Below are 17,745 nucleotides of genomic sequence, written 5' to 3'. Positions count from 1 at the left end.
TTCCGCAGGTACAGTGCGGAGACCAGCAGCTCCCCCGGAGGGCCCCCGCACGTGTTGACCCAGACCACTTCACGGGTGCTCGAACCGAGTGACCTGGACGCCGCGCTCGCCGTCCTCGACCGCGAGCCGGTCGCGAACGCGTTCGTGACCTCCCGCGTCCAGGTCGCCGGCCTCGACCCGTGGCGCCTCGGCGGCGAGATGTGGGGCTGGTACGAGGACGGCATGCTGACGTCCCTGTGCTACGCGGGCGCCAACCTCGTCCCGATCTGCGCGACCCCGCGGGCGGTACGGGCCTTCGCCGACCGGGCCCGGCGCGCGGGCCGCCGCTGCTCCTCCATCGTCGGCCCCGCCGACTCCACCGCCCAGCTGTGGCGGCTGCTGGAACACGGCTGGGGCCCGGCCCGCGAGGTCCGCTCCCACCAGCCCCTCATGGTCACCGACCGCATGCCCGCCGACATCACCCCGGATCCGTACGTCCGCCGCATCCGCAAGGACGAGATGGAGACGATCATGCCGGCGTGCGTGGCGATGTTCACCGAGGAGGTCGGCGTATCGCCGATGGCCGGCGACGGCGGCCTCCTCTACCAGGCCCGGGTCGCCGAACTGGTCGGCTCCGGCCGCTCCTTCGCCCGCCTCGACCAGGACGGCAAGGTCGTCTTCAAGGCGGAGATCGGCGCCGCCACCGACCGGGCGTGCCAGATCCAGGGCGTCTGGATCGCCCCCGAGTACCGCGGCCAGGGCCTCGCCGCACCCGGCATGGCAGCGGTCCTGCGCTACGCCCTCGCGGACGTGGCCCCGGTGGTCAGCCTCTACGTCAACGACTTCAACACCGCGGCGCGAAGGACCTACCGGAGAGTGGGCTTCCAGGAGGTCGGCGCCTTCATGAGCGTGCTGTTCTGACCGTCTCGGCAACCCCATCCGCGGCCGAACGACGACCTTCACCCCCTGTACGCTCCCCACATGCGCCTTCCCGGTCACGCACACCGCCGCCAACCAGACGACATCGTGATCGGCCCCCTGGACCTCCCGGCCCGGGTCGACGAAGCCCTCGCCGTCCAGGCGGTGGCGTTCGGACTCGGCCCCGACGAAGTAGCCGTACGCCGCCAGATCGTCCTGCGGCACATGACCTACCCCGGCGCCCGTGCCCTCGGCGCCACTTCCGCGGGGTCGCTCGTCGGGTTCGTCTACGGCATGCCCAACGACCGCACCCACTGGTGGTCCACCGTCGTCGAGCCCTACCTCCGCGGCCGGGCCCTCGACGACTGGCTCGACGACTCCTTCGTCATCACCGAACTGCACGTCCACCCCCGCTACCAGAACCGCGGCATCGGCCGGTCCCTGATCACCACCATCACGGACGGCGCCACCGAACCCCGCTCGATCCTCTCCGCGATCGACATCGAGAGCCCCGCCCGCGGCCTCTACCGCTCCCTCGGCTACGAGGACCTCGCCCGCCAGGTCCTGTTCCCCAGCGCCCCGAAGCCGTACGCCGTGATGGGCGCCCCTCTCCCGCTGCGCCGCCGCTAACCGATTTCCACCGCCCCGTACCCCCCGGCTAACCTCCTGCCATAACCCTCCCCCACTCTCGGCCCGGGCTCGAGCGGGGGGACCCCCGTCAGCAGGAGTACGAGAACCATGGCGAACGCACCGGTCCAGCGCATGTCCCAGTTGATGGCGAAGACGCTGCGCGACGACCCGGCGGACGCCGAGGTCCTCAGCCACAAGCTCCTCGTCCGGGCCGGCTACGTCCGCCGCACCGCCGCCGGCATCTGGTCCTGGCTGCCCCTGGGCAAGCGCGTACTCGCCAATGTGGAGCGCATCGTCCGGGAGGAGATGGACGCCATCGGCGCCCAGGAGGTGCTGCTCCCCGCGCTGCTGCCCCGTGAGCCGTACGACGCCACGGGCCGCTGGGACGAGTACGGCCAGGAGCTGTTCCGCCTCAAGGACCGCAAGGGCGGCGACTACCTGCTCGGCCCGACCCACGAGGAGATCTTCACCCTGCTGGTGAAGGACCAGGCGTCCTCCTACAAGGACCTGCCGGTCATCCTCTACCAGATCCAGCACAAGTACCGTGACGAGGCCCGCCCCCGGGCCGGCATCCTGCGCGGCCGTGAGTTCCTGATGAAGGACTCCTACTCCTTCGACACCGACGACGAGGGCCTGGCCCGGTCCTACGCCCTGCACCGCCAGGCCTACCAGCGCGTCTTCGAGCGCCTCGGCCTCGACTACCGCATCTGCGCCGCCACCGCCGGGGCGATGGGCGGCTCCAAGTCGGAGGAGTTCCTCGCCCCGGCCGGCGCCGGCGAGGACACCTTCGCGGACTGTCCGAGCTGCGACTTCGCCGCCAACACCGAGGCGATCGCGTACGAGCTGAAGGCGGCGGACGCCGGCGGCGTGCCCGCCCTCGAGGACATCCCGACCCCGGACACCCCCACCATCGAGACCCTCGCCGCCTCCCTCGGCGTCCCGGCCTCCGCCACCCTGAAGAACCTCCTCGTCAAGGTCGACGGCGAGATCGTCGCCGTCGGTGTCCCCGGTGACCGCGAGGTCGACCTGGACAAGGTCGAGGCGCACTTCGCGCCGGCCGTCGTCGAGATGGTCACCGAGGCGGACTTCGCCGAGCGCCGGGACCTGGTGCGCGGGTACGTCGGCCCGCAGGGCCTGGGCGAGAAGGTCAAGTACATCGCCGACCCGCGCGTGGCCCCCGGCACCTCCTGGATCACCGGAGCCAACAAGGAGGGCATGCACGCGAAGAACGTTGTCGCGGCCCGTGACTTCGAGGTCGACGAGTACGTCGACGTCGTGGTCGTCCAGGAGGGCGACCCCTGCCCGAACTGCGGCACCGGCCTCAAGCTGGACCGCGCCATCGAGATCGGCCACATCTTCCAGCTGGGCCGCAAGTACGCCGACGCCCTCAAGCTCGACGTCCTCGGCCAGAACGGCAAGCCGGTCCGCGTGACCATGGGCTCCTACGGCATCGGCGTCTCCCGCGCGGTCGCGGCCCTCGCCGAGCAGACCGCCGACGACAAGGGCCTGTGCTGGCCCGCCGAGGTCGCTCCGGCCGACGTGCACGTGGTCGCCGCCGGCAAGGCACTCCAGACCGAACTCGCCCTCGACGTCTCCGAGAAGCTCTCCGCGGCCGGCCTGCGCGTCCTGTGCGACGACCGGGCGGGCGTCTCGCCGGGCGTGAAGTTCACGGACTCGGAGCTGATCGGCGTACCGCAGATCCTGGTGGCCGGGCGGCGCGCGGCCGAGGGTGTCGTCGAGCTCAAGGACCGCAGGACCGGAGAGCGCGAGGAGCTGACCGTCGACGAGGCGATCGCCCGCCTGACCGCCTGAGCATCCCGCTTGCCCCGGGCCGTTCCCCGACCCCCGCAGGACGTGACACCACGTCATGAGGGAGGGGAACGGTCCGTCCGGACGCTTTCGTGGCCCGCTACAGCCAGCCCGCGAACTCCAGCAACAGTTCCGCATCCTGCGCCCGCCCCACACGCAGGGCGCGCACCCCGGACTCCACGGCCCGGAACAGCGTCCACCCCCGCAACCGCTCCTGATCGACGTCCAGTGACTCCGCAAGGCGCTTCACCCGCCGGCGGGTCGTCGCTGCCCCCGACGGCTGCGCGATCAGGTCCTCCACCCGGTCGCGCACCAGCCGCGCCAGATCGAACGCGCACTCACCCACCACCGGATCCGGCCCCACCGCGAGCCACGGCGTCCGCTCCCCGGCCAGCACCTTGCTCTGCCGGAACGTGCCGTGCAGCAGCCGGTGCTCGGGCGGTGCGGCCAGCAACTCCTCGCGGGCCACGAGGGCGGCGTCCACCAGCGGGGTCACCTCGGCATGCGCCGACACGGTCGCCCGCATCGCCGCGGCCTGCCGCCCGGTCCGGTCGGCCACCGTCTCGAAGGGATGCCCCGCCGGCGGCTCGACCCACAGCCGCCGCAACGTCCCCGCCGCCTCCAACAGCGCCTTCGCCTCCGGCAGCGAACGTACCGACAGATCCGGATGCAGCCGCTCCAGCAGCAGCACCCCCTCGGTCACGACCGGCTCCAGCAGCAGTACGGCTCCGAGGCCGCCCCAGTGCGACAGCGCCGCCCGCTCGCTCTCCGGGCGGGCCCGCGGCGGCGCCAGCTTGAGCACGGCGGGTGTGCCGTCCGCGCGCCGCACCAGGATCACCAGGCTGCTGCGGCCCCCCGGCATCTGCACCCGTTCGACCGTCAACTCGCGTAGCGCGACGGCCTGGTGGGCCGCCTCCGGCAGCCTCCCCAACCAGTCGTCGCCGGCCGGTGCCGTCTCACCGAGCGCCCTGACCAGACGCTGCGGCGGTTCGAAAGCCATGCGCGAGTCGTTCCTTCCCGTACTGCCCCTGTGTGCCCTGCCCGAACGCGATCCCCGGCAGCCGCGTCACGCCGTGGGCGCCGCCGCTGCCGACGGAGCGACCGCCCGCTCGGCCAGCCCAGGGAAGGCTACGCTCTCGCCCCGCCAGCCCACCGCCCGCACCGCCGCCTCCCGCAGCGCCTCGGCGGCCGTACCCCGCAGCTCACCCTCGGCTGCCCGCACCAGGTCCGAGTACACGCCGGCCACCCGGTCCTCCAACTCGGCGGCGAGCAGGACCGCCGCGTCCGAGTCCGGTACCGGGAACGGCAGCGCGTACGCGGCGCTCGCCGCGACCGGATCGGCGCCCGAATCCCGCACCGCGCGCGCCAGTGCGTCCCGCCGTGCGCGGTGCGCGTCATAGGCCGCGCGTGCCTGCGCCCGCCGCTCCTCGTGGATCCGCCCGCCGACGACGCCGTACCCGTAGACCGCCGCGTGCTCGGCGGCCAGCGCCGCCTGGAGGGCCGTCAGTCGGTCCCTCGTCTCCGTCTCGCTCACTTGGTCCCCTCCGTCAGCAGGTACGCGTGCGCGGCCCCGGCCGCCGCCACGGAGGCCAGCAGCCGCGCCAGCTCGCCGGGCAGGCCGACCAGCGCCTTCGTCCGCCGGTCCGCCAGCTCACGCTCGGCCGCGGCGAGTTCGGCCAGGGCGTCCTTCTCGCTCGCCGGAACGCCGGCCGACGGCGACGCCGTCGCGGTCGTCGGCGCCGCGGACACCGTGGCGGAGACTTCGCCGGGCCCGGAGGTGGCGGACGGCCCCGGGGCCCCCGCCCCGAACGCCTCCGCATGCCGTACGGCGGCCGTCCGCAACGGTGTCAGCAGCTCCGCCAGCACCGGATGGGCGGCGAGCACGGCGTCGTAGCGCCCGACCAGCCCCTCGCTGTCCCGGGCCGCACGCGCGCGTGCCCGCTCCACGAGCGACGGACTGCCCCCGCCCGAACCGCCGTCCGAGTCCCCGGACCCGGAGGAACAGCCCACCAGGAGGACGGCCCCGGCGGCCGAGGCGAGCAGGGTTCTTCTGCGCGGCCCCGAGGGGGAGCGCGGTGGCGAGGGGTACGGCACGGCAGACGTCCTCGGGGAGTCGTACGAACGCGGCACAAAGGCAACTATGGGATCAGCGGACCGCAGGCCCGTGATCACCGTACCCGCGCGAGGGGACGGCACCACTCAGCGGCACCGCTCGTGCACAGGTGGACGGCAACACTCCTCGCGACCCGATACCCTTTCACCAGACAGCGACCCATCCCACAACAGCACACGCGGCCGAGGAGTCACCCGGATGAGCACCACCCAGAGCGAGAGGCTGCGAGAACTACTGGAACCGCTCGTCAGCTCCCAGGGCCTGGATCTCGAAGAGATCGCAGTGGACTCCGTCGGACGCAAGCGTGTGCTGCGCGTCGTCGTCGACTCCGACACCGGAGCGGACCTGGACCGGATCGCCGATGTGAGCCGTGTGCTCTCGGCGAAGCTCGACGAGACCGACGCGATGGGCGAGGGCGAGTACACCCTCGAGGTCGGCACCCCGGGCGCGGAGCGCCTCCTCAAGGAACAGCGCCACTATGTGCGCGCCGTCGACCGGCTGGTGAAGTTCCAACTGGCCGAGGGCGGCGAACTGGTCGCCAGGATCCTGAAGGTCGACGACGAAGGACTCGACCTCGAAGTGCCCGGAGTCAAGGGCCGCAAGCCCACCTCGCGCAGACTCGGCTTCCAGGAGATCGACAAGGCGCGCGTGCAGGTCGAGTTCAGCCGCAAGGACAGCAAGAACGAGAAGGAAGAGGAGGCGTAGCCGTGGACATCGACATGAGTGCCCTGCGGGGCTTGGTTCGGGAGAAGGAGATCTCCTTCGACCTGCTGGTCGAGGCGATCGAGTCGGCCCTCCTCATCGCCTACCACCGCACCGAGGGAAGCCGCCGCCACGCGCGCGTGGAGCTGAACCGGGAGACCGGCCATGTGACCGTGTGGGCGAAGGAGGACCCCGAGGACCTCGAGGAGGGCCAGGAGGCCCGCGAGTTCGACGACACCCCGTCCGGCTTCGGCCGTATCGCCGCCACCACCGCCAAGCAGGTCATCCTGCAGCGGCTGCGCGACGCCGAGGACGACGCGACGCTCGGCGAGTACGCCGGCCGCGAGGGCGACATCGTCACCGGCGTGGTCCAGCAGGGCCGCGACCCGAAGAACGTGCTCGTGGACATCGGCAAGCTGGAGGCCATCCTGCCGGTACAGGAGCAGGTCCCGGGCGAGACGTATCCGCACGGCATGCGGCTGCGCTCGTACGTCGTCCGGGTGGCCAAGGGCGTCCGCGGCCCCTCCGTCACGCTCTCGCGCACACACCCGAACCTCGTGAAGAAGCTCTTCGCGCTCGAGGTGCCGGAGATCGCCGACGGGTCCGTCGAGATCGCCGCCATCGCCCGTGAGGCCGGTCACCGCACCAAGATCGCCGTCCGGTCCACCCGCAGCGGTCTGAACGCCAAGGGCGCCTGTATCGGTCCCATGGGCGGCCGGGTGCGCAATGTCATGGGCGAGCTGAACGGCGAGAAGATCGACATCGTCGACTGGTCGGACGACCCGGCCGAGATGGTGGCGAACGCGCTGTCCCCGGCCCGGGTCTCCAAGGTCGAGGTCGTGGACATGGCAGCCCGCTCCGCGCGCGTGACGGTGCCCGACTACCAGCTGTCGCTGGCGATCGGCAAGGAAGGGCAGAACGCCCGGCTCGCGGCCCGGCTCACCGGCTGGCGGATCGACATCCGCCCCGACACCGAGCAGGCCGGGGAATAGATCCAAGCCGCCGGGCGCTCAGATTACGTCACGTTATTGCCCGGCAACTGTTCGAATCCTGCCCCAAAGGGGTGAGGTCGGTACGGGGAGGTAGACTTAGCTGTGTCTGGCCGGACACGCGCCCGCGCATGCCCTGAGCGCACCTGTGTGGGATGCCGGGAGCGAGCGGCCAAGGCTGATCTGCTGCGGATCGTGGCGATCAAGGACGAGTGCGTCCCTGATCCAAGCGGTACGCTGCCCGGCCGGGGTGCGTATGTACACCCCGCCCTGGTCTGTCTCGACCAGGCGGTACGCCGCCGGGCGTTCCCACGGGCGTTGCGCGCCCCGGGAGCGCTCGACACAAAGGCGTTGCGCCGGTACGTCGAGCAGACGACAGTTGCTGAGCAGGCAACACCGTAAGAAGCGTCGTGCGGAACCCCGTGCGGCCCTGGTACCTCGCGAGTCGGAAGTAGGTCGAGATTGCGATGAGCACTCGATGAGTACGCGATGAGTACGCCCATGAAGTAGCGACGGTCCGGCCGCAACCCGGACCTAAAAGGAGCGAAGTGGCTAAGGTCCGGGTATACGAACTCGCCAAGGAGTTCGGTGTGGAGAGCAAGGTCGTCATGGCCAAGCTCCAGGAACTCGGTGAATTCGTCCGTTCGGCGTCTTCGACCATCGAAGCGCCCGTTGTCCGCAAACTGACGGACGCCCTCCAGCAGGGCAACGGAGGCGGCAAGTCCGCCCCCGCCCGCAAGGCTGCCCCGGCGAAGCCGGCAGCCCCCTCTCCGGCGCAGGCGGCCCGTCCGGCTCCGCCGCGCCCGCCGGCCCCCAAGCCGGCCGCCGAGAAGCCCGCGGCCCCGGCCGCGCCGGCCACTCCCGGCCCCCGTCCGACCCCGGGCCCGAAGCCCGCGCCGCGGCCCGCCCCGGCGTCCCCGGCTCCGAGCACGCCCGAGTTCACGGCACCCCCGTCGGCACCCGCTGCCCCGGCCGCCTCTCAGGGCCAGGGCCAGGGCTCCGGCCCCCGTCCGGGCGCTCCGCGTCCCGGCGGCCAGGCCCCGCGTCCCGGTGCTCCCCGTCCGGGTGGCCCCGCGCAGGGCGGCCAGGGCCGCGGTGAGCGTCCCGGCGCTCCGCGTCCGGGTGGTCAGGCCCCGCGTCCGGGTGCCCGTCCGGCCGGTCCCCGTCCGGGCAACAACCCGTTCACCTCCGGCGGCTCCACCGGCATGGCGCGCCCGCAGGCGCCCCGTCCCGGCGGTGCCCCGCGTCCGGGTGGCCCCGGCGCTCCCGGCGGCGCTCCGCGTCCGCAGGGTCAGGGCGGTCCCCGTCCCCAGGGCCAGGGCGGTCCCCGTCCGCAGGCTCCGGGCGGTTCGCGTCCCACGCCGGGCGGCATGCCCCGTCCGCAGGGCGGCGGCCCGCGTCCCGGCGGCGGCCCCGGCGGCCCGCGTCCGAACCCCGGCATGATGCCGCAGCGTCCGGCTGCCGGCCCGCGTCCCGGTGGCGGTGGCCCCGGCGGCCGTGGTCCCGGTGGCGGTGGCCGCGGTCCCGGTGGCGGCGGTCGTCCGGGCGGCGGCTTCGCCGGTCGTCCCGGTGGCGGCGGTGGCGGTTTCGCCGGTCGTCCCGGTGGTCCCGGTGGCGGTGGCGGCGGTTTCGCCGGTCGTCCCGGTGGTCCCGGCGGTGGCGGCGGTGGCCGTCCCGGCTTCGGTGGCCGTCCCGGCGGTCCCGGCGGCCGTGGTGGCACGCAGGGCGCCTTCGGCCGTCCCGGTGGTCCCGCGCGTCGCGGTCGCAAGTCGAAGCGGCAGAGGCGCCAGGAGTACGAGGCCATGCAGGCCCCGTCGGTCGGCGGCGTGATGCTGCCTCGCGGCAACGGCGAGTCCATTCGCCTGTCGCGCGGTGCGTCGCTCACCGACTTCGCGGAGAAGATCAACGCCAACCCGGCGTCGCTCGTCGCGGTCATGATGAACCTCGGCGAGATGGTCACCGCGACCCAGTCCGTCTCCGACGAGACGCTCCAGCTCCTCGCCGACGAGATGAACTACACGGTTCAGATCGTCAGCCCGGAGGAGGAGGACCGCGAGCTGCTCGAGTCCTTCGACATCGAGTTCGGCGAGGACGAGGGCGACGAGGAGGACCTGGTGGTCCGTCCGCCGGTCGTCACCGTCATGGGTCACGTCGACCACGGTAAGACCCGACTGCTCGACGCCATCCGCAAGACGAACGTCATCGCGGGCGAGGCCGGCGGCATCACCCAGCACATCGGTGCCTACCAGGTCTCGACCCAGGTCAACGAAGAGGACCGCGCGATCACCTTCATCGACACCCCGGGTCACGAGGCGTTCACCGCCATGCGTGCCCGTGGTGCCCGGTCGACGGACATCGCGATCCTGGTCGTCGCGGCCAACGACGGCGTCATGCCGCAGACGGTCGAGGCGCTCAACCACGCCAAGGCGGCCGAGGTCCCGATCGTCGTCGCGGTCAACAAGATCGACGTCGAGGGCGCCGACCCGACCAAGGTGCGCGGTCAGCTCACCGAGTACGGGCTGGTGGCCGAGGAGTACGGCGGCGACACGATGTTCGTCGACATCTCCGCCAAGCAGGGTCTGCACATCGACTCCCTGCTGGAGGCCGTGGTCCTCACCGCGGACGCCTCGCTCGACCTGCGGGCCAACCCGAACCAGGACGCGCAGGGCATCTCGATCGAGTCCCGCCTCGACCGCGGCCGTGGTGCCGTGGCGACGGTCCTCGTCCAGCGAGGCACCCTGCGGGTCGGCGACACGATGGTCGTGGGCGACGCCTACGGTCGCGTGCGCGCCATGCTCGACGACAACGGCAACAACGTCGCCGAGGCCGGCCCCTCGACGCCGGTGCAGGTCCTGGGCCTCACCAACGTCCCGGGTGCGGGCGACAACTTCCTGGTGGTCGACGAGGACCGTACGGCCCGTCAGATCGCCGAGAAGCGCGCCGCCCGTGAGCGCAACGCCGCGTTCGCCAAGCGCACGCGCCGTGTCTCGCTCGAGGACCTGGACAAGGTGCTCAAGGCCGGCGAGGTCCAGCAGCTGAACCTGATCATCAAGGGTGACGCCTCCGGTTCGGTCGAGGCCCTCGAGTCCTCGCTGCTCCAGCTGGACGTCGGCGAAGAGGTCGACATCCGCGTCCTGCACCGCGGCGTCGGTGCGGTCACGGAGTCCGACATCGACCTGGCCATGGGCTCCGACGCCATCGTCATCGGCTTCAACGTGCGCGCCGCCGGGCGCGCCCAGCAGATGGCCGAGCGCGAAGGCGTGGACGTCCGGTACTACTCGGTCATCTACCAGGCGATCGAGGAGATCGAGGCGGCCCTCAAGGGCATGCTCAAGCCGGAGTTCGAGGAGGTCGAGCTCGGTACGGCGGAGATCCGCGAGGTCTTCAAGTCGTCCAAGCTGGGCAACATCGCGGGTGTGCTCATCCGCTCCGGCGAGGTCAAGCGCAACACCAAGGCGCGCCTGGTCCGCGACGGCAAGGTGGTCGCGGAGAACCTCAACATCGAGGGTCTGCGTCGCTTCAAGGACGACGTCACCGAGATCCGCGAAGGGTTCGAGGGCGGTATCAACCTCGGCAACTTCAACGACATCAAGGTCGACGACGTCATCGCGACGTACGAGATGCGCGAGAAGCCGCGGGTGTAACCGCACCGACGGTTCGTGCTGGCCGGCGGGACTTCGGTCCCGTCGGCCAGCGCGCCGTTTGCCGAACGGAAACTCCGTCGAGCCTTCGGGGGGTTCGCGGTACCGTTCTTGATGTCCCTGCCATCCGATCGCAGGGCCATCGATCCCGTACCGGCGGGTGAACCGGCTACACACATGTACGTGGGGACTCTGTCCTTCGACCTCCTCCTCGGCGACGTACGGTCGCTGAAGGAGAAGCGCTCCGTCGTCCGCCCGATCGTCGCCGAACTCCAGCGGAAGTACGCGGTGAGCGCGGCGGAGGTCGACCACATGGACCTCCATCGCAGGGCCCTCATCGGCCTCGCGATGGTCTCCGGCGACGCGGGACACCTCAGCGACGTGCTCGACCGGTGTGAACGGCTGGTCGCCGGCCGCCCCGAGGTGGAGCTGCTGTCCGTGAGACGGCGCTTCCACGGCGACGACGACTGACCACAGAACGCAGAAGAAGAAAGAACGGGAGACGGACCAGTGGCCGACAACGCGCGGGCGAAAAGGCTGGCGGACCTCATCCGAGAGGTGGTGGCCCAGAAGCTTCAGCGCGGGATCAAGGACCCGCGGCTCGGCTCGCACGTCACCATCACGGACACCCGCGTCACGGGTGACCTGCGGGAGGCGACCGTCTTCTACACGGTGTACGGGGACGAGGAGGAGCGCAAGGCCGCCGCCGCCGGACTGGAGAGCGCCAAGGGCGTCCTGCGGTCGGAGGTCGGCCGGGCCGCCGGCGTGAAGTTCACGCCGACCCTCACCTTCGTCGCCGACGCCCTGCCGGACACCGCACGCACCATCGAGGACCTCCTCGACAAGGCGCGTCAGTCCGACGAGAAGGTGCGCGAGGCGTCCGCGGGCGCCAAGTACGCCGGCGAGGCGGACCCGTACCGCAAGCCGGACTCCGAGGACGAGACGGACGGCGACACCGCGGAATGACGCAGAAGCACACCACGCCCGACGGCCTTGTCATCGTCGACAAGCCGTCGGGCTTCACTTCGCACGACGTGGTCGCCAAGATGCGCGGCATCGCCCGCACCCGCCGCGTCGGGCACGCCGGCACCCTCGACCCGATGGCGACGGGTGTCCTCGTCCTCGGCGTGGAGAAAGCCACCAAGCTCCTCGGTCACCTGGCCCTGACCGAGAAGGAGTACCTGGGCACCATCCGCCTGGGCCAGACCACGCTCACCGACGACGCCGAGGGCGAGATCACGGGGTCGGTCGACGCCTCGAAGGTCACCCGCGACGCCGTCGACGCCCGGATCGCCGAGCTGACCGGCGACATCATGCAGGTGCCGTCCAAGGTCAGCGCCATCAAGATCAACGGTGTGCGCTCCTACAAGCGGGCGCGCGAAGGCGAGGACTTCGAGATCCCGGCCCGCCCGGTCACCGTCTCGTCCTTCTCGGTGTACGACGTGCGGGAAGCCGTGGCCGACGACGGCACCCCGGTCCTCGACCTGGTCGTCTCGGTCGTCTGCTCCTCCGGCACCTACATCCGCGCCCTGGCCCGTGACCTCGGCGCCGGCCTGGGCGTCGGCGGCCACCTCACGGCACTGCGCCGCACCCGGGTCGGCCCCTACAAGCTGGACTCCGCCCGGACGCTGGACCAGCTCCAGCAGGACCTGACGGTGATGCCGATCGCCGAGGCGGCCGATGCCGCGTTCCAGCGCTGGGAGGTGGATGCCAGACGGGCCCGCCTGCTGATGAACGGTGTCCGCCTGGACATGCCAGACGAGTACGCCGGTGCCGGTCCGGTCGCCGTCTTCGACCCCGAGGGCCGCTTGCTGGCGCTCGTGGAGGAGCAGAAGGGCAAAGCCAAGAGCCTCGCCGTCTTCGGCTGAGGCACCGCGCCCGTTCGGTGCCTCATACGGGGTCTGCCCGCGGAGCGGCGGGCACGGGGTCGTGCACTGCCCGCCGCTCCGCGGTCCCCCTCGGTTCCCCCACCCCTAGGGTGTATCCAGCGACCCCCGCCTGTTCACCCGTCCGTGCGGGCGCTCGGAGTGAACCGAGGGAGCGGAAGGGGGCGCGTTCGCCACGCGATCTGTCCCACTGATCATCTCGCGCCTACCGTCGACAGCAGGGCGCGGCTGTGTGGGGCGTACGGACGCAAGGCGTGGAGGTTCGACGATGGCGTGGGGTGGCCGGGACGCCGGATGTGCGTCGAGTGCGGGGGAGCCCTCCTGCGACAGCGCGCTGGTGCGGATCCACGACCTCGGCGGGCGGCCCAGGGGGCTCGGCTTCGTGGTCGATCACCAGGGCACCGTCGTCACCGGTCACGAGGTCGTCGACGGCCTGTCCCGGCTGGTCCTGTGCGCCGTCGAGGCAGGCCGCAGCTGCGCGGTGCCCGCGAGCGCGGTGACCCCGCTGCCCGCGCTGGGCCTGGCCCTCCTGCACACCGAGGGACTCGGTGTGGATCCGCTGCCGGTGACCGTACGGGACCGGGTCGAGACCGGCGCGTACGTCCGGATCGCGGCCGGTGGCTGGCGTCAGGCGCGGGTGCTGGGCGCCGCATCCGTGACGTACACGGCGTCCGACGGGCCGCATCTGCTGGACGGCGCCCTGGAGTTGGCGATCGGGACGAGCGGCCGGGACGCACTGCGGCCGGGCGGAGGGGCTGCCGGGGGACCGGTGCTCGACGCCCGGACCGGCGTGGTCGTCGGGGTGCTCGGCACGACGCTGCGCTCCGGCGACCGCGACGCCGGGTTCGCCGTGCCGCTGCGGGCCTCGACCGCCGGGCCGCTGGCCGGCCCGCTCGCCGAGAACGCGGCGACGGTGCCCGCGTACGGGCCCGACCTGAACCTGGCCGGGGTGCTGGAACTGACCGCCACCTCGGTCGGACAGGACGGTCCGCAAGGGACGCTGACGGGATGTGTGGAGCGGGCGGACAGCGGGGGAGCGGGGGCGGTGACCCCGGTCGAACGGACCTCGGTCGCCACGCAGTTCGAGGGCTTTCTCAAGAGTGAGGCCGCCGTTCTGGGCCTGGTGGGGCCCCCGGGCAGCGGACGCACGACGGAACTCGCCGCCCTGGCCGCGCGCCGCCACCAGGGACCGCGACCGACCCCCACCCTCTGGCTGCGCGGCGCCGACCTGAAGGACGACGACATCTCGGTGGCCGACGCCGCACGGCGGGCGCTGCGCCGGGCGGCCCGCATCGTGGCCGCGTCGCGGCCGGCCGGCACCACCGACCTCGGCGACATCGCCCCCGAACGCCTGGCTCATCTCGCCCACACCGCCGGCCGCCCGCTGCTGCTGCTCCTCGACGGCCCCGAGGAGATGCCGCCGCTCCTGGCCCATCGCCTCGCCGAGTGGACCACGGGCACGGCGGAATGGCTGCGGGAGACGGGAGCGCGGCTGGTCGTCGGATGCGGGGCGGAGTACTGGGAGGGAGCGGGCGCGGAGTTCCCGCAGGACACGCTCCACCGGGCCGGTGAGCGTGCGGTGCGGGAGACCGGCCCGCGGTTCCCGGCGTGCGTACGGCTCGGCGACCTCACTCCCGAGGAGGCTCAGCAGGCACGCGCCCGGTACGGCATCCCGGACGGCGCCCTCGCCGAAGCCGACGCCCGCCACCCCCTCACCCTGCGCCTGCTGTCCGAGGTGCGTGCCGCGCTCCCCGGCGCCGCCGCTCCCCGACAGATCGACCGCGAGGACGTGCTCCGCGCGCACCTCGACCTGATGTGCCTGCGCATCGCCGTACGCCTCGCCGCCGAGAACGGCCTGCGCGGCACCGCCGTACGCCGCCTCGCCGCCAAGGTCTCCGGCCAGGTCCACGAGGCCGCCCGGCGCAGCCTCGGTCCGGGGCAGGGTGAGCTGGACCGGGCGTCGTTCGAGGCCGTGTTCCCCTGGGGGGCCGCCCCGGCACGGCTCGGCGGCGGCACCGGCTGGGCGTCCGCCGTCCTCACCGAGGGCCTCCTCGTGCCCGCCGGCCACGGCTACCGCTTCGCCCACGAGGAGCTCGCCGACTGGATCCAGGGCATGCACCTCGACCTGGACGAGGCCCTCCACGCCCTGGTCCACCGCCGCCGCAGCCACCCCGGCGCCCTGCACCCCCTCCCCGTACCGCACCACCGCATCGGCCCCGTGGTGCAGGCTCTGCTCCTCCTGGCCCGGCAGCACGGCACCGAACAACTCGCTTGCCGCCTGGGCGAGTTGGTGTACGCCCTCGACGCCGACGAGGGCTCCTGGTGGGCCGCCCGGCTGCTGGCCGAGACCCTGGTGCGCGTCCCCGACGCGACCCCTTACCGGGACGTACTGCGCCTGCTCGTCGACCATGTCGTGGCCTGGCGGCAGTGGGAACGCCCCGCGCTGCGTGATTTCGGGCCCGGCTTCTGGACGGCCCTCCGGCTCCCGGACACCGACCGTTTCGACCTGCTGCGCGATCTGGTCCGAGCCGACGGCCCACCCTGCGAAGGCGACCCCGCGACGTCCGATGCCGCGCCGCCCGAGGCGCCGACCGGTGAACTCCCGTACGCCACCGGCCCCTTCCATCCCGGCGGCCCCCCGTCACCCCCAGCCACCGTCTGCACCGCACCGGCCGCGTCCGCCGTATCAGCGGCGTCCGCCGCATCCAACGGACCCGCCGCCCACCACGCCCGCTACCTCGACGCCGCGGCCCAGCTCCTCGCCACCACCCCCACCGCCGTACAACCCCACCTCACCCGCTGGTTCGACGACGACCGTCCGCTGCCCGCCACCCCGCACGCGACCGTCGCCCGCGCGGCGCAGGCGCTGCTCTACACCCACCGTCACCGCGCCCTGGACGACCTCACCGAGACGCTCGTCGACAGCGCGCACCGCAAGGCCGACGAACTCCTCGCCGTCCTGGCCGAGGAGGAGCCGTCCGCCATCTGCCGGGCCGTCGACCGCTGGGCGCACGACGAACGGCCCGCCCGGCGCGTAGCGGCGATGGCGTACGGGCTGCGGGCCGCACCCCACGTCCACACCGAGGCCGACCGCGAGCTCCTGCGCTACGCCGCCCAGGCCCTGCTCGCCCGCCCCGCCGACTGCTCCCTGCACGGCGGCGCGCTCGCCCTCCTCGTCCGGGACCCCCGCACCCGCGCCCGGCACCTCCCGCAGGCGCTGGCGCTGTTCGCCGCGGCGGACCCGCAGTTCCCGCCCGGCGCCCTGGTCGCCGCCCTGGCCACCCACCCCGAACCTGTCCTCGAAGCGTTCCGCGCGCGTCTGAACCGACCGGATCCCGGTCCGGCACTGCGCACCCTCGCCGACGTCACCACCCCGGGCCTCGCCCGCCGAGTCGCCGCCCTGGTGCGGGAGGCGGTGGGGCGCCACCCCGAGACCGCCGCGGACGTGGCCGCCCATGTCGACCGGCGCCTCGATCACGGCCCCGCCGCCCATGCCGTACTGTTCCCGCTGGTCACCGGCCTGCTGGACGGCGGCACGGAACAGGTACGGGCCGCCCTCGCCGCCGTACTGACCGCCCCCGGCACCCCCGGCTCCCGCCCCCTGCGCCGGGAACTCCTCGACTTCCTGCTCGCCCACGAACACGCCCCGGTCGTCCTGGACACCGTCCTGCACACCGCCGTCGAGCAGGGCGGCGACCGGGCGCAGGACGAGCTTCGCGACCTCGTCCGGCACACCGGCCTGCTCCTCGGGCGCACCCCGGACGGCGCCGCCCGCTTCGACCGGGGCCTGGTGGGCCTGGGCCGCCGGGTCCCCGGCTTCGCCGCACGGGTCGCCGGCTGGCTGACCGACAGCCCACAGGAGTGGTCGGCGGTGGTCGGCCCGAGCACCCGCCGCATGATCGAGAACCTGGCCGGCGTACGAGTTCCCGCATGACCAGCGCGTCCGTACGTGCACCCGGTCACAGCCCCCATGCCGATGCGGGGCCGGGGCGCCCGGCATGGCACCCTTAGACCTGCGTAAGAGCGTCTGAGGCACAGACGGACACGGGTTCGACGAGTTTGCGACAAGGAGCAGGCACAGTGCAGCGCTGGCGTGGCTTGGAGGACATCCCCGAGGACTGGGGACGCAGCGTCGTCACCATCGGCTCCTACGACGGTGTCCACCGCGGGCACCAGCTGATCATCCGGCATGCCGTGGAACGCGCCCGCGAGCTGGGCGTCCCCTCGGTCGTCGTCACCTTCGACCCGCACCCCAGCGAGGTCGTCCGCCCCGGCAGTCATCCGCCCCTGCTGGCCCCGCACCACCGCCGCGCCGAGCTGATGGGCGAACTGGGCGTGGACGCAGTGCTGATCCTGCCCTTCACGACCGAGTTCTCGAAGCTGTCGCCGGCCGACTTCGTCGTCAAGGTCCTCGTTGACAAGCTGCACGCCAAGGCCGTCGTCGAGGGCCCCAACTTCCGCTTCGGACACCGCGCCGCGGGCAATGTCGCCTTCCTCGCCGAACAGGGCAAGGTCTACGACTTCGACGTCGAGGTCGTCGACCTGTACGTCAGCGGCGAGGCGGGCGGCGGCGAGCCGTTCTCCTCGACCCTGACCCGGCGACTCGTCGCCGAGGGCGAGGTCACCGGCGCCGCCGAGATCCTCGGCCGCCCGCACCGCGTGGAGGGCGTGGTCGTCCGCGGCGCCCAGCGCGGCCGTGAGCTCGGCTTCCCGACCGCCAACGTCGAGACGCTGCCCCACACCGCCATTCCCGCCGACGGCGTCTACGCCGGCTGGCTGCACGCCCAGGGCGAAGCGATGCCGGCCGCCATCTCCGTCGGTACCAACCCGCAGTTCGACGGCACCGAGCGCACGGTGGAGGCGTACGCCATCGACCGTGTGGGCCTGGACCTGTACGGCCTGCATGTCGCCGTCGACTTCCTCGCCTTCGTCCGGGGCCAGGCGAAGTTCGAGACCCTGGACGCCCTGCTGGAGCAGATGGCCGAGGACGTCAAACGCTGCCGCGAGCTCGTGGCGGCAGCCGAGTAGTCACGCCTACGAGTAGTCACGCCTACGACGACGAAGGGCGGCCGGTGCCT

Annotated in this window: 15 protein-coding genes; 12 read left to right on the top strand and 3 right to left on the bottom strand. The window is 72.7% G+C overall.

Annotation, left to right across the window (positions count from 1 at the left end):
- Positions 1-51: 51 nt before the first annotated feature.
- The 3 genes from ACHBTE_RS18135 to ACHBTE_RS18125 all read left to right on the top strand — a co-directional run bounded on the left by ACHBTE_RS18135 (position 52) and on the right by ACHBTE_RS18125 (position 3,339).
- Complete coding sequence (locus ACHBTE_RS18135) at positions 52-900, top strand: GNAT family N-acetyltransferase (RefSeq protein WP_394724943.1); 849 nt, start codon at positions 52-54, stop codon at positions 898-900.
- Positions 901-960: 60 nt separating this feature from the next.
- A complete protein-coding gene (locus ACHBTE_RS18130) occupies positions 961-1,527 on the top strand; it encodes a GNAT family N-acetyltransferase (protein ID WP_394724942.1) in 567 nt (188 codons plus the stop codon).
- A gap of 108 nt (positions 1,528-1,635) precedes the next feature.
- Complete coding sequence (locus ACHBTE_RS18125; RefSeq protein WP_394724941.1) at positions 1,636-3,339, top strand: proline--tRNA ligase; 1,704 nt, start codon at positions 1,636-1,638, stop codon at positions 3,337-3,339.
- Positions 3,340-3,436: 97 nt separating this feature from the next.
- On the opposite strand, the gene ACHBTE_RS18120 is transcribed toward ACHBTE_RS18125, so the two are convergent.
- The 3 genes from ACHBTE_RS18120 to ACHBTE_RS18110 form a co-directional block, all read right to left on the bottom strand.
- Positions 3,437-4,336, bottom strand: coding sequence for an aminoglycoside phosphotransferase family protein (locus tag ACHBTE_RS18120; protein ID WP_394724939.1), 900 nt, complete (start codon positions 4,334-4,336; stop codon positions 3,437-3,439).
- 66 nt (positions 4,337-4,402) lie between these two features.
- Positions 4,403-4,870, bottom strand: a complete 468-nt coding sequence (locus tag ACHBTE_RS18115; protein ID WP_394724938.1) for a ferritin-like domain-containing protein — start codon at positions 4,868-4,870, stop codon at positions 4,403-4,405.
- A complete protein-coding gene (locus ACHBTE_RS18110; RefSeq protein WP_394724937.1) occupies positions 4,867-5,430 on the bottom strand; it encodes a hypothetical protein in 564 nt (187 codons plus the stop codon). The genes ACHBTE_RS18115 and ACHBTE_RS18110 overlap by 4 nt, the downstream gene beginning before the upstream one ends.
- A gap of 217 nt (positions 5,431-5,647) precedes the next feature.
- Here ACHBTE_RS18110 and rimP point away from each other — a divergent pair, with 217 nt between their 5' ends.
- From rimP to ACHBTE_RS18065, 9 genes are all read left to right on the top strand, one after another.
- Positions 5,648-6,154, top strand: coding sequence for a ribosome maturation factor RimP (rimP, locus tag ACHBTE_RS18105; RefSeq protein WP_394724936.1), 507 nt, complete (start codon positions 5,648-5,650; stop codon positions 6,152-6,154).
- A gap of 2 nt (positions 6,155-6,156) precedes the next feature.
- Entirely contained in the window at positions 6,157-7,143 is a 987-nt protein-coding gene (gene nusA / locus ACHBTE_RS18100) for a transcription termination factor NusA (protein WP_030958814.1), read from the top strand.
- A gap of 102 nt (positions 7,144-7,245) precedes the next feature.
- Complete coding sequence (locus ACHBTE_RS18095; protein ID WP_394724935.1) at positions 7,246-7,542, top strand: YlxR family protein; 297 nt, start codon at positions 7,246-7,248, stop codon at positions 7,540-7,542.
- A gap of 146 nt (positions 7,543-7,688) precedes the next feature.
- Complete coding sequence (infB, locus tag ACHBTE_RS18090; RefSeq protein ID WP_394724934.1) at positions 7,689-10,784, top strand: translation initiation factor IF-2; 3,096 nt, start codon at positions 7,689-7,691, stop codon at positions 10,782-10,784.
- Positions 10,785-10,958: 174 nt separating this feature from the next.
- Positions 10,959-11,252 (top strand): DUF503 domain-containing protein, encoded by a 294-nt coding sequence (locus ACHBTE_RS18085; RefSeq protein ID WP_394724933.1) that lies wholly within the window; start codon positions 10,959-10,961, stop codon positions 11,250-11,252.
- Between the two features lie 39 nt (positions 11,253-11,291).
- The gene (rbfA, locus tag ACHBTE_RS18080; protein WP_394724932.1) at positions 11,292-11,747 is read left to right on the top strand and encodes a 30S ribosome-binding factor RbfA; all 456 of its coding nucleotides are present in this window, start codon (positions 11,292-11,294) and stop codon (positions 11,745-11,747) included.
- Positions 11,744-12,649 carry a tRNA pseudouridine(55) synthase TruB gene (gene truB / locus ACHBTE_RS18075; protein WP_394724931.1) on the top strand — a complete coding sequence of 302 codons (906 nt, stop codon included), beginning with the start codon at positions 11,744-11,746 and terminating at the stop codon, positions 12,647-12,649. Before rbfA ends, truB begins: the two co-directional genes overlap by 4 nt.
- A gap of 286 nt (positions 12,650-12,935) precedes the next feature.
- Positions 12,936-16,601 carry a trypsin-like peptidase domain-containing protein gene (locus ACHBTE_RS18070; RefSeq protein ID WP_394724930.1) on the top strand — a complete coding sequence of 1,222 codons (3,666 nt, stop codon included), beginning with the start codon at positions 12,936-12,938 and terminating at the stop codon, positions 16,599-16,601.
- A gap of 146 nt (positions 16,602-16,747) precedes the next feature.
- On the top strand, positions 16,748-17,695 hold the full coding sequence (locus ACHBTE_RS18065; protein WP_394724929.1) for a bifunctional riboflavin kinase/FAD synthetase: 948 nt from the start codon (positions 16,748-16,750) through the stop codon (positions 17,693-17,695).
- The last annotated feature ends 50 nt before the right edge of the window (positions 17,696-17,745 follow it).

It is taken from the genome of Streptomyces sp. M41 (assembly GCF_043673425.1).
Classification (GTDB): domain Bacteria; phylum Actinomycetota; class Actinomycetes; order Streptomycetales; family Streptomycetaceae; genus Streptomyces.
The sequence above is the reverse complement of the archived record's forward strand: the minus strand, read 5'-3'. Positions and strand labels throughout refer to the sequence as shown.

Excerpts from the sequence above, each read along its gene's own strand:
- ACHBTE_RS18120 (WP_394724939.1), bottom strand. The coding sequence starts at position 4,336 with ATGGCTTTCGAACCGCCGCAGCGTCTGGTCAGGGCGCTCGGTGAGACG.
- ACHBTE_RS18085 (WP_394724933.1), top strand. The coding sequence starts at position 10,959 with ATGTACGTGGGGACTCTGTCCTTCGACCTCCTCCTCGGCGACGTACGG.
- rimP (WP_394724936.1), top strand. The coding sequence starts at position 5,648 with ATGAGCACCACCCAGAGCGAGAGGCTGCGAGAACTACTGGAACCGCTC.
- ACHBTE_RS18130 (WP_394724942.1), top strand. The coding sequence starts at position 961 with ATGCGCCTTCCCGGTCACGCACACCGCCGCCAACCAGACGACATCGTG.
- ACHBTE_RS18125 (WP_394724941.1), top strand. The coding sequence starts at position 1,636 with ATGGCGAACGCACCGGTCCAGCGCATGTCCCAGTTGATGGCGAAGACG.
- ACHBTE_RS18070 (WP_394724930.1), top strand. The coding sequence starts at position 12,936 with ATGGCGTGGGGTGGCCGGGACGCCGGATGTGCGTCGAGTGCGGGGGAG.
- truB (WP_394724931.1), top strand. The coding sequence starts at position 11,744 with ATGACGCAGAAGCACACCACGCCCGACGGCCTTGTCATCGTCGACAAG.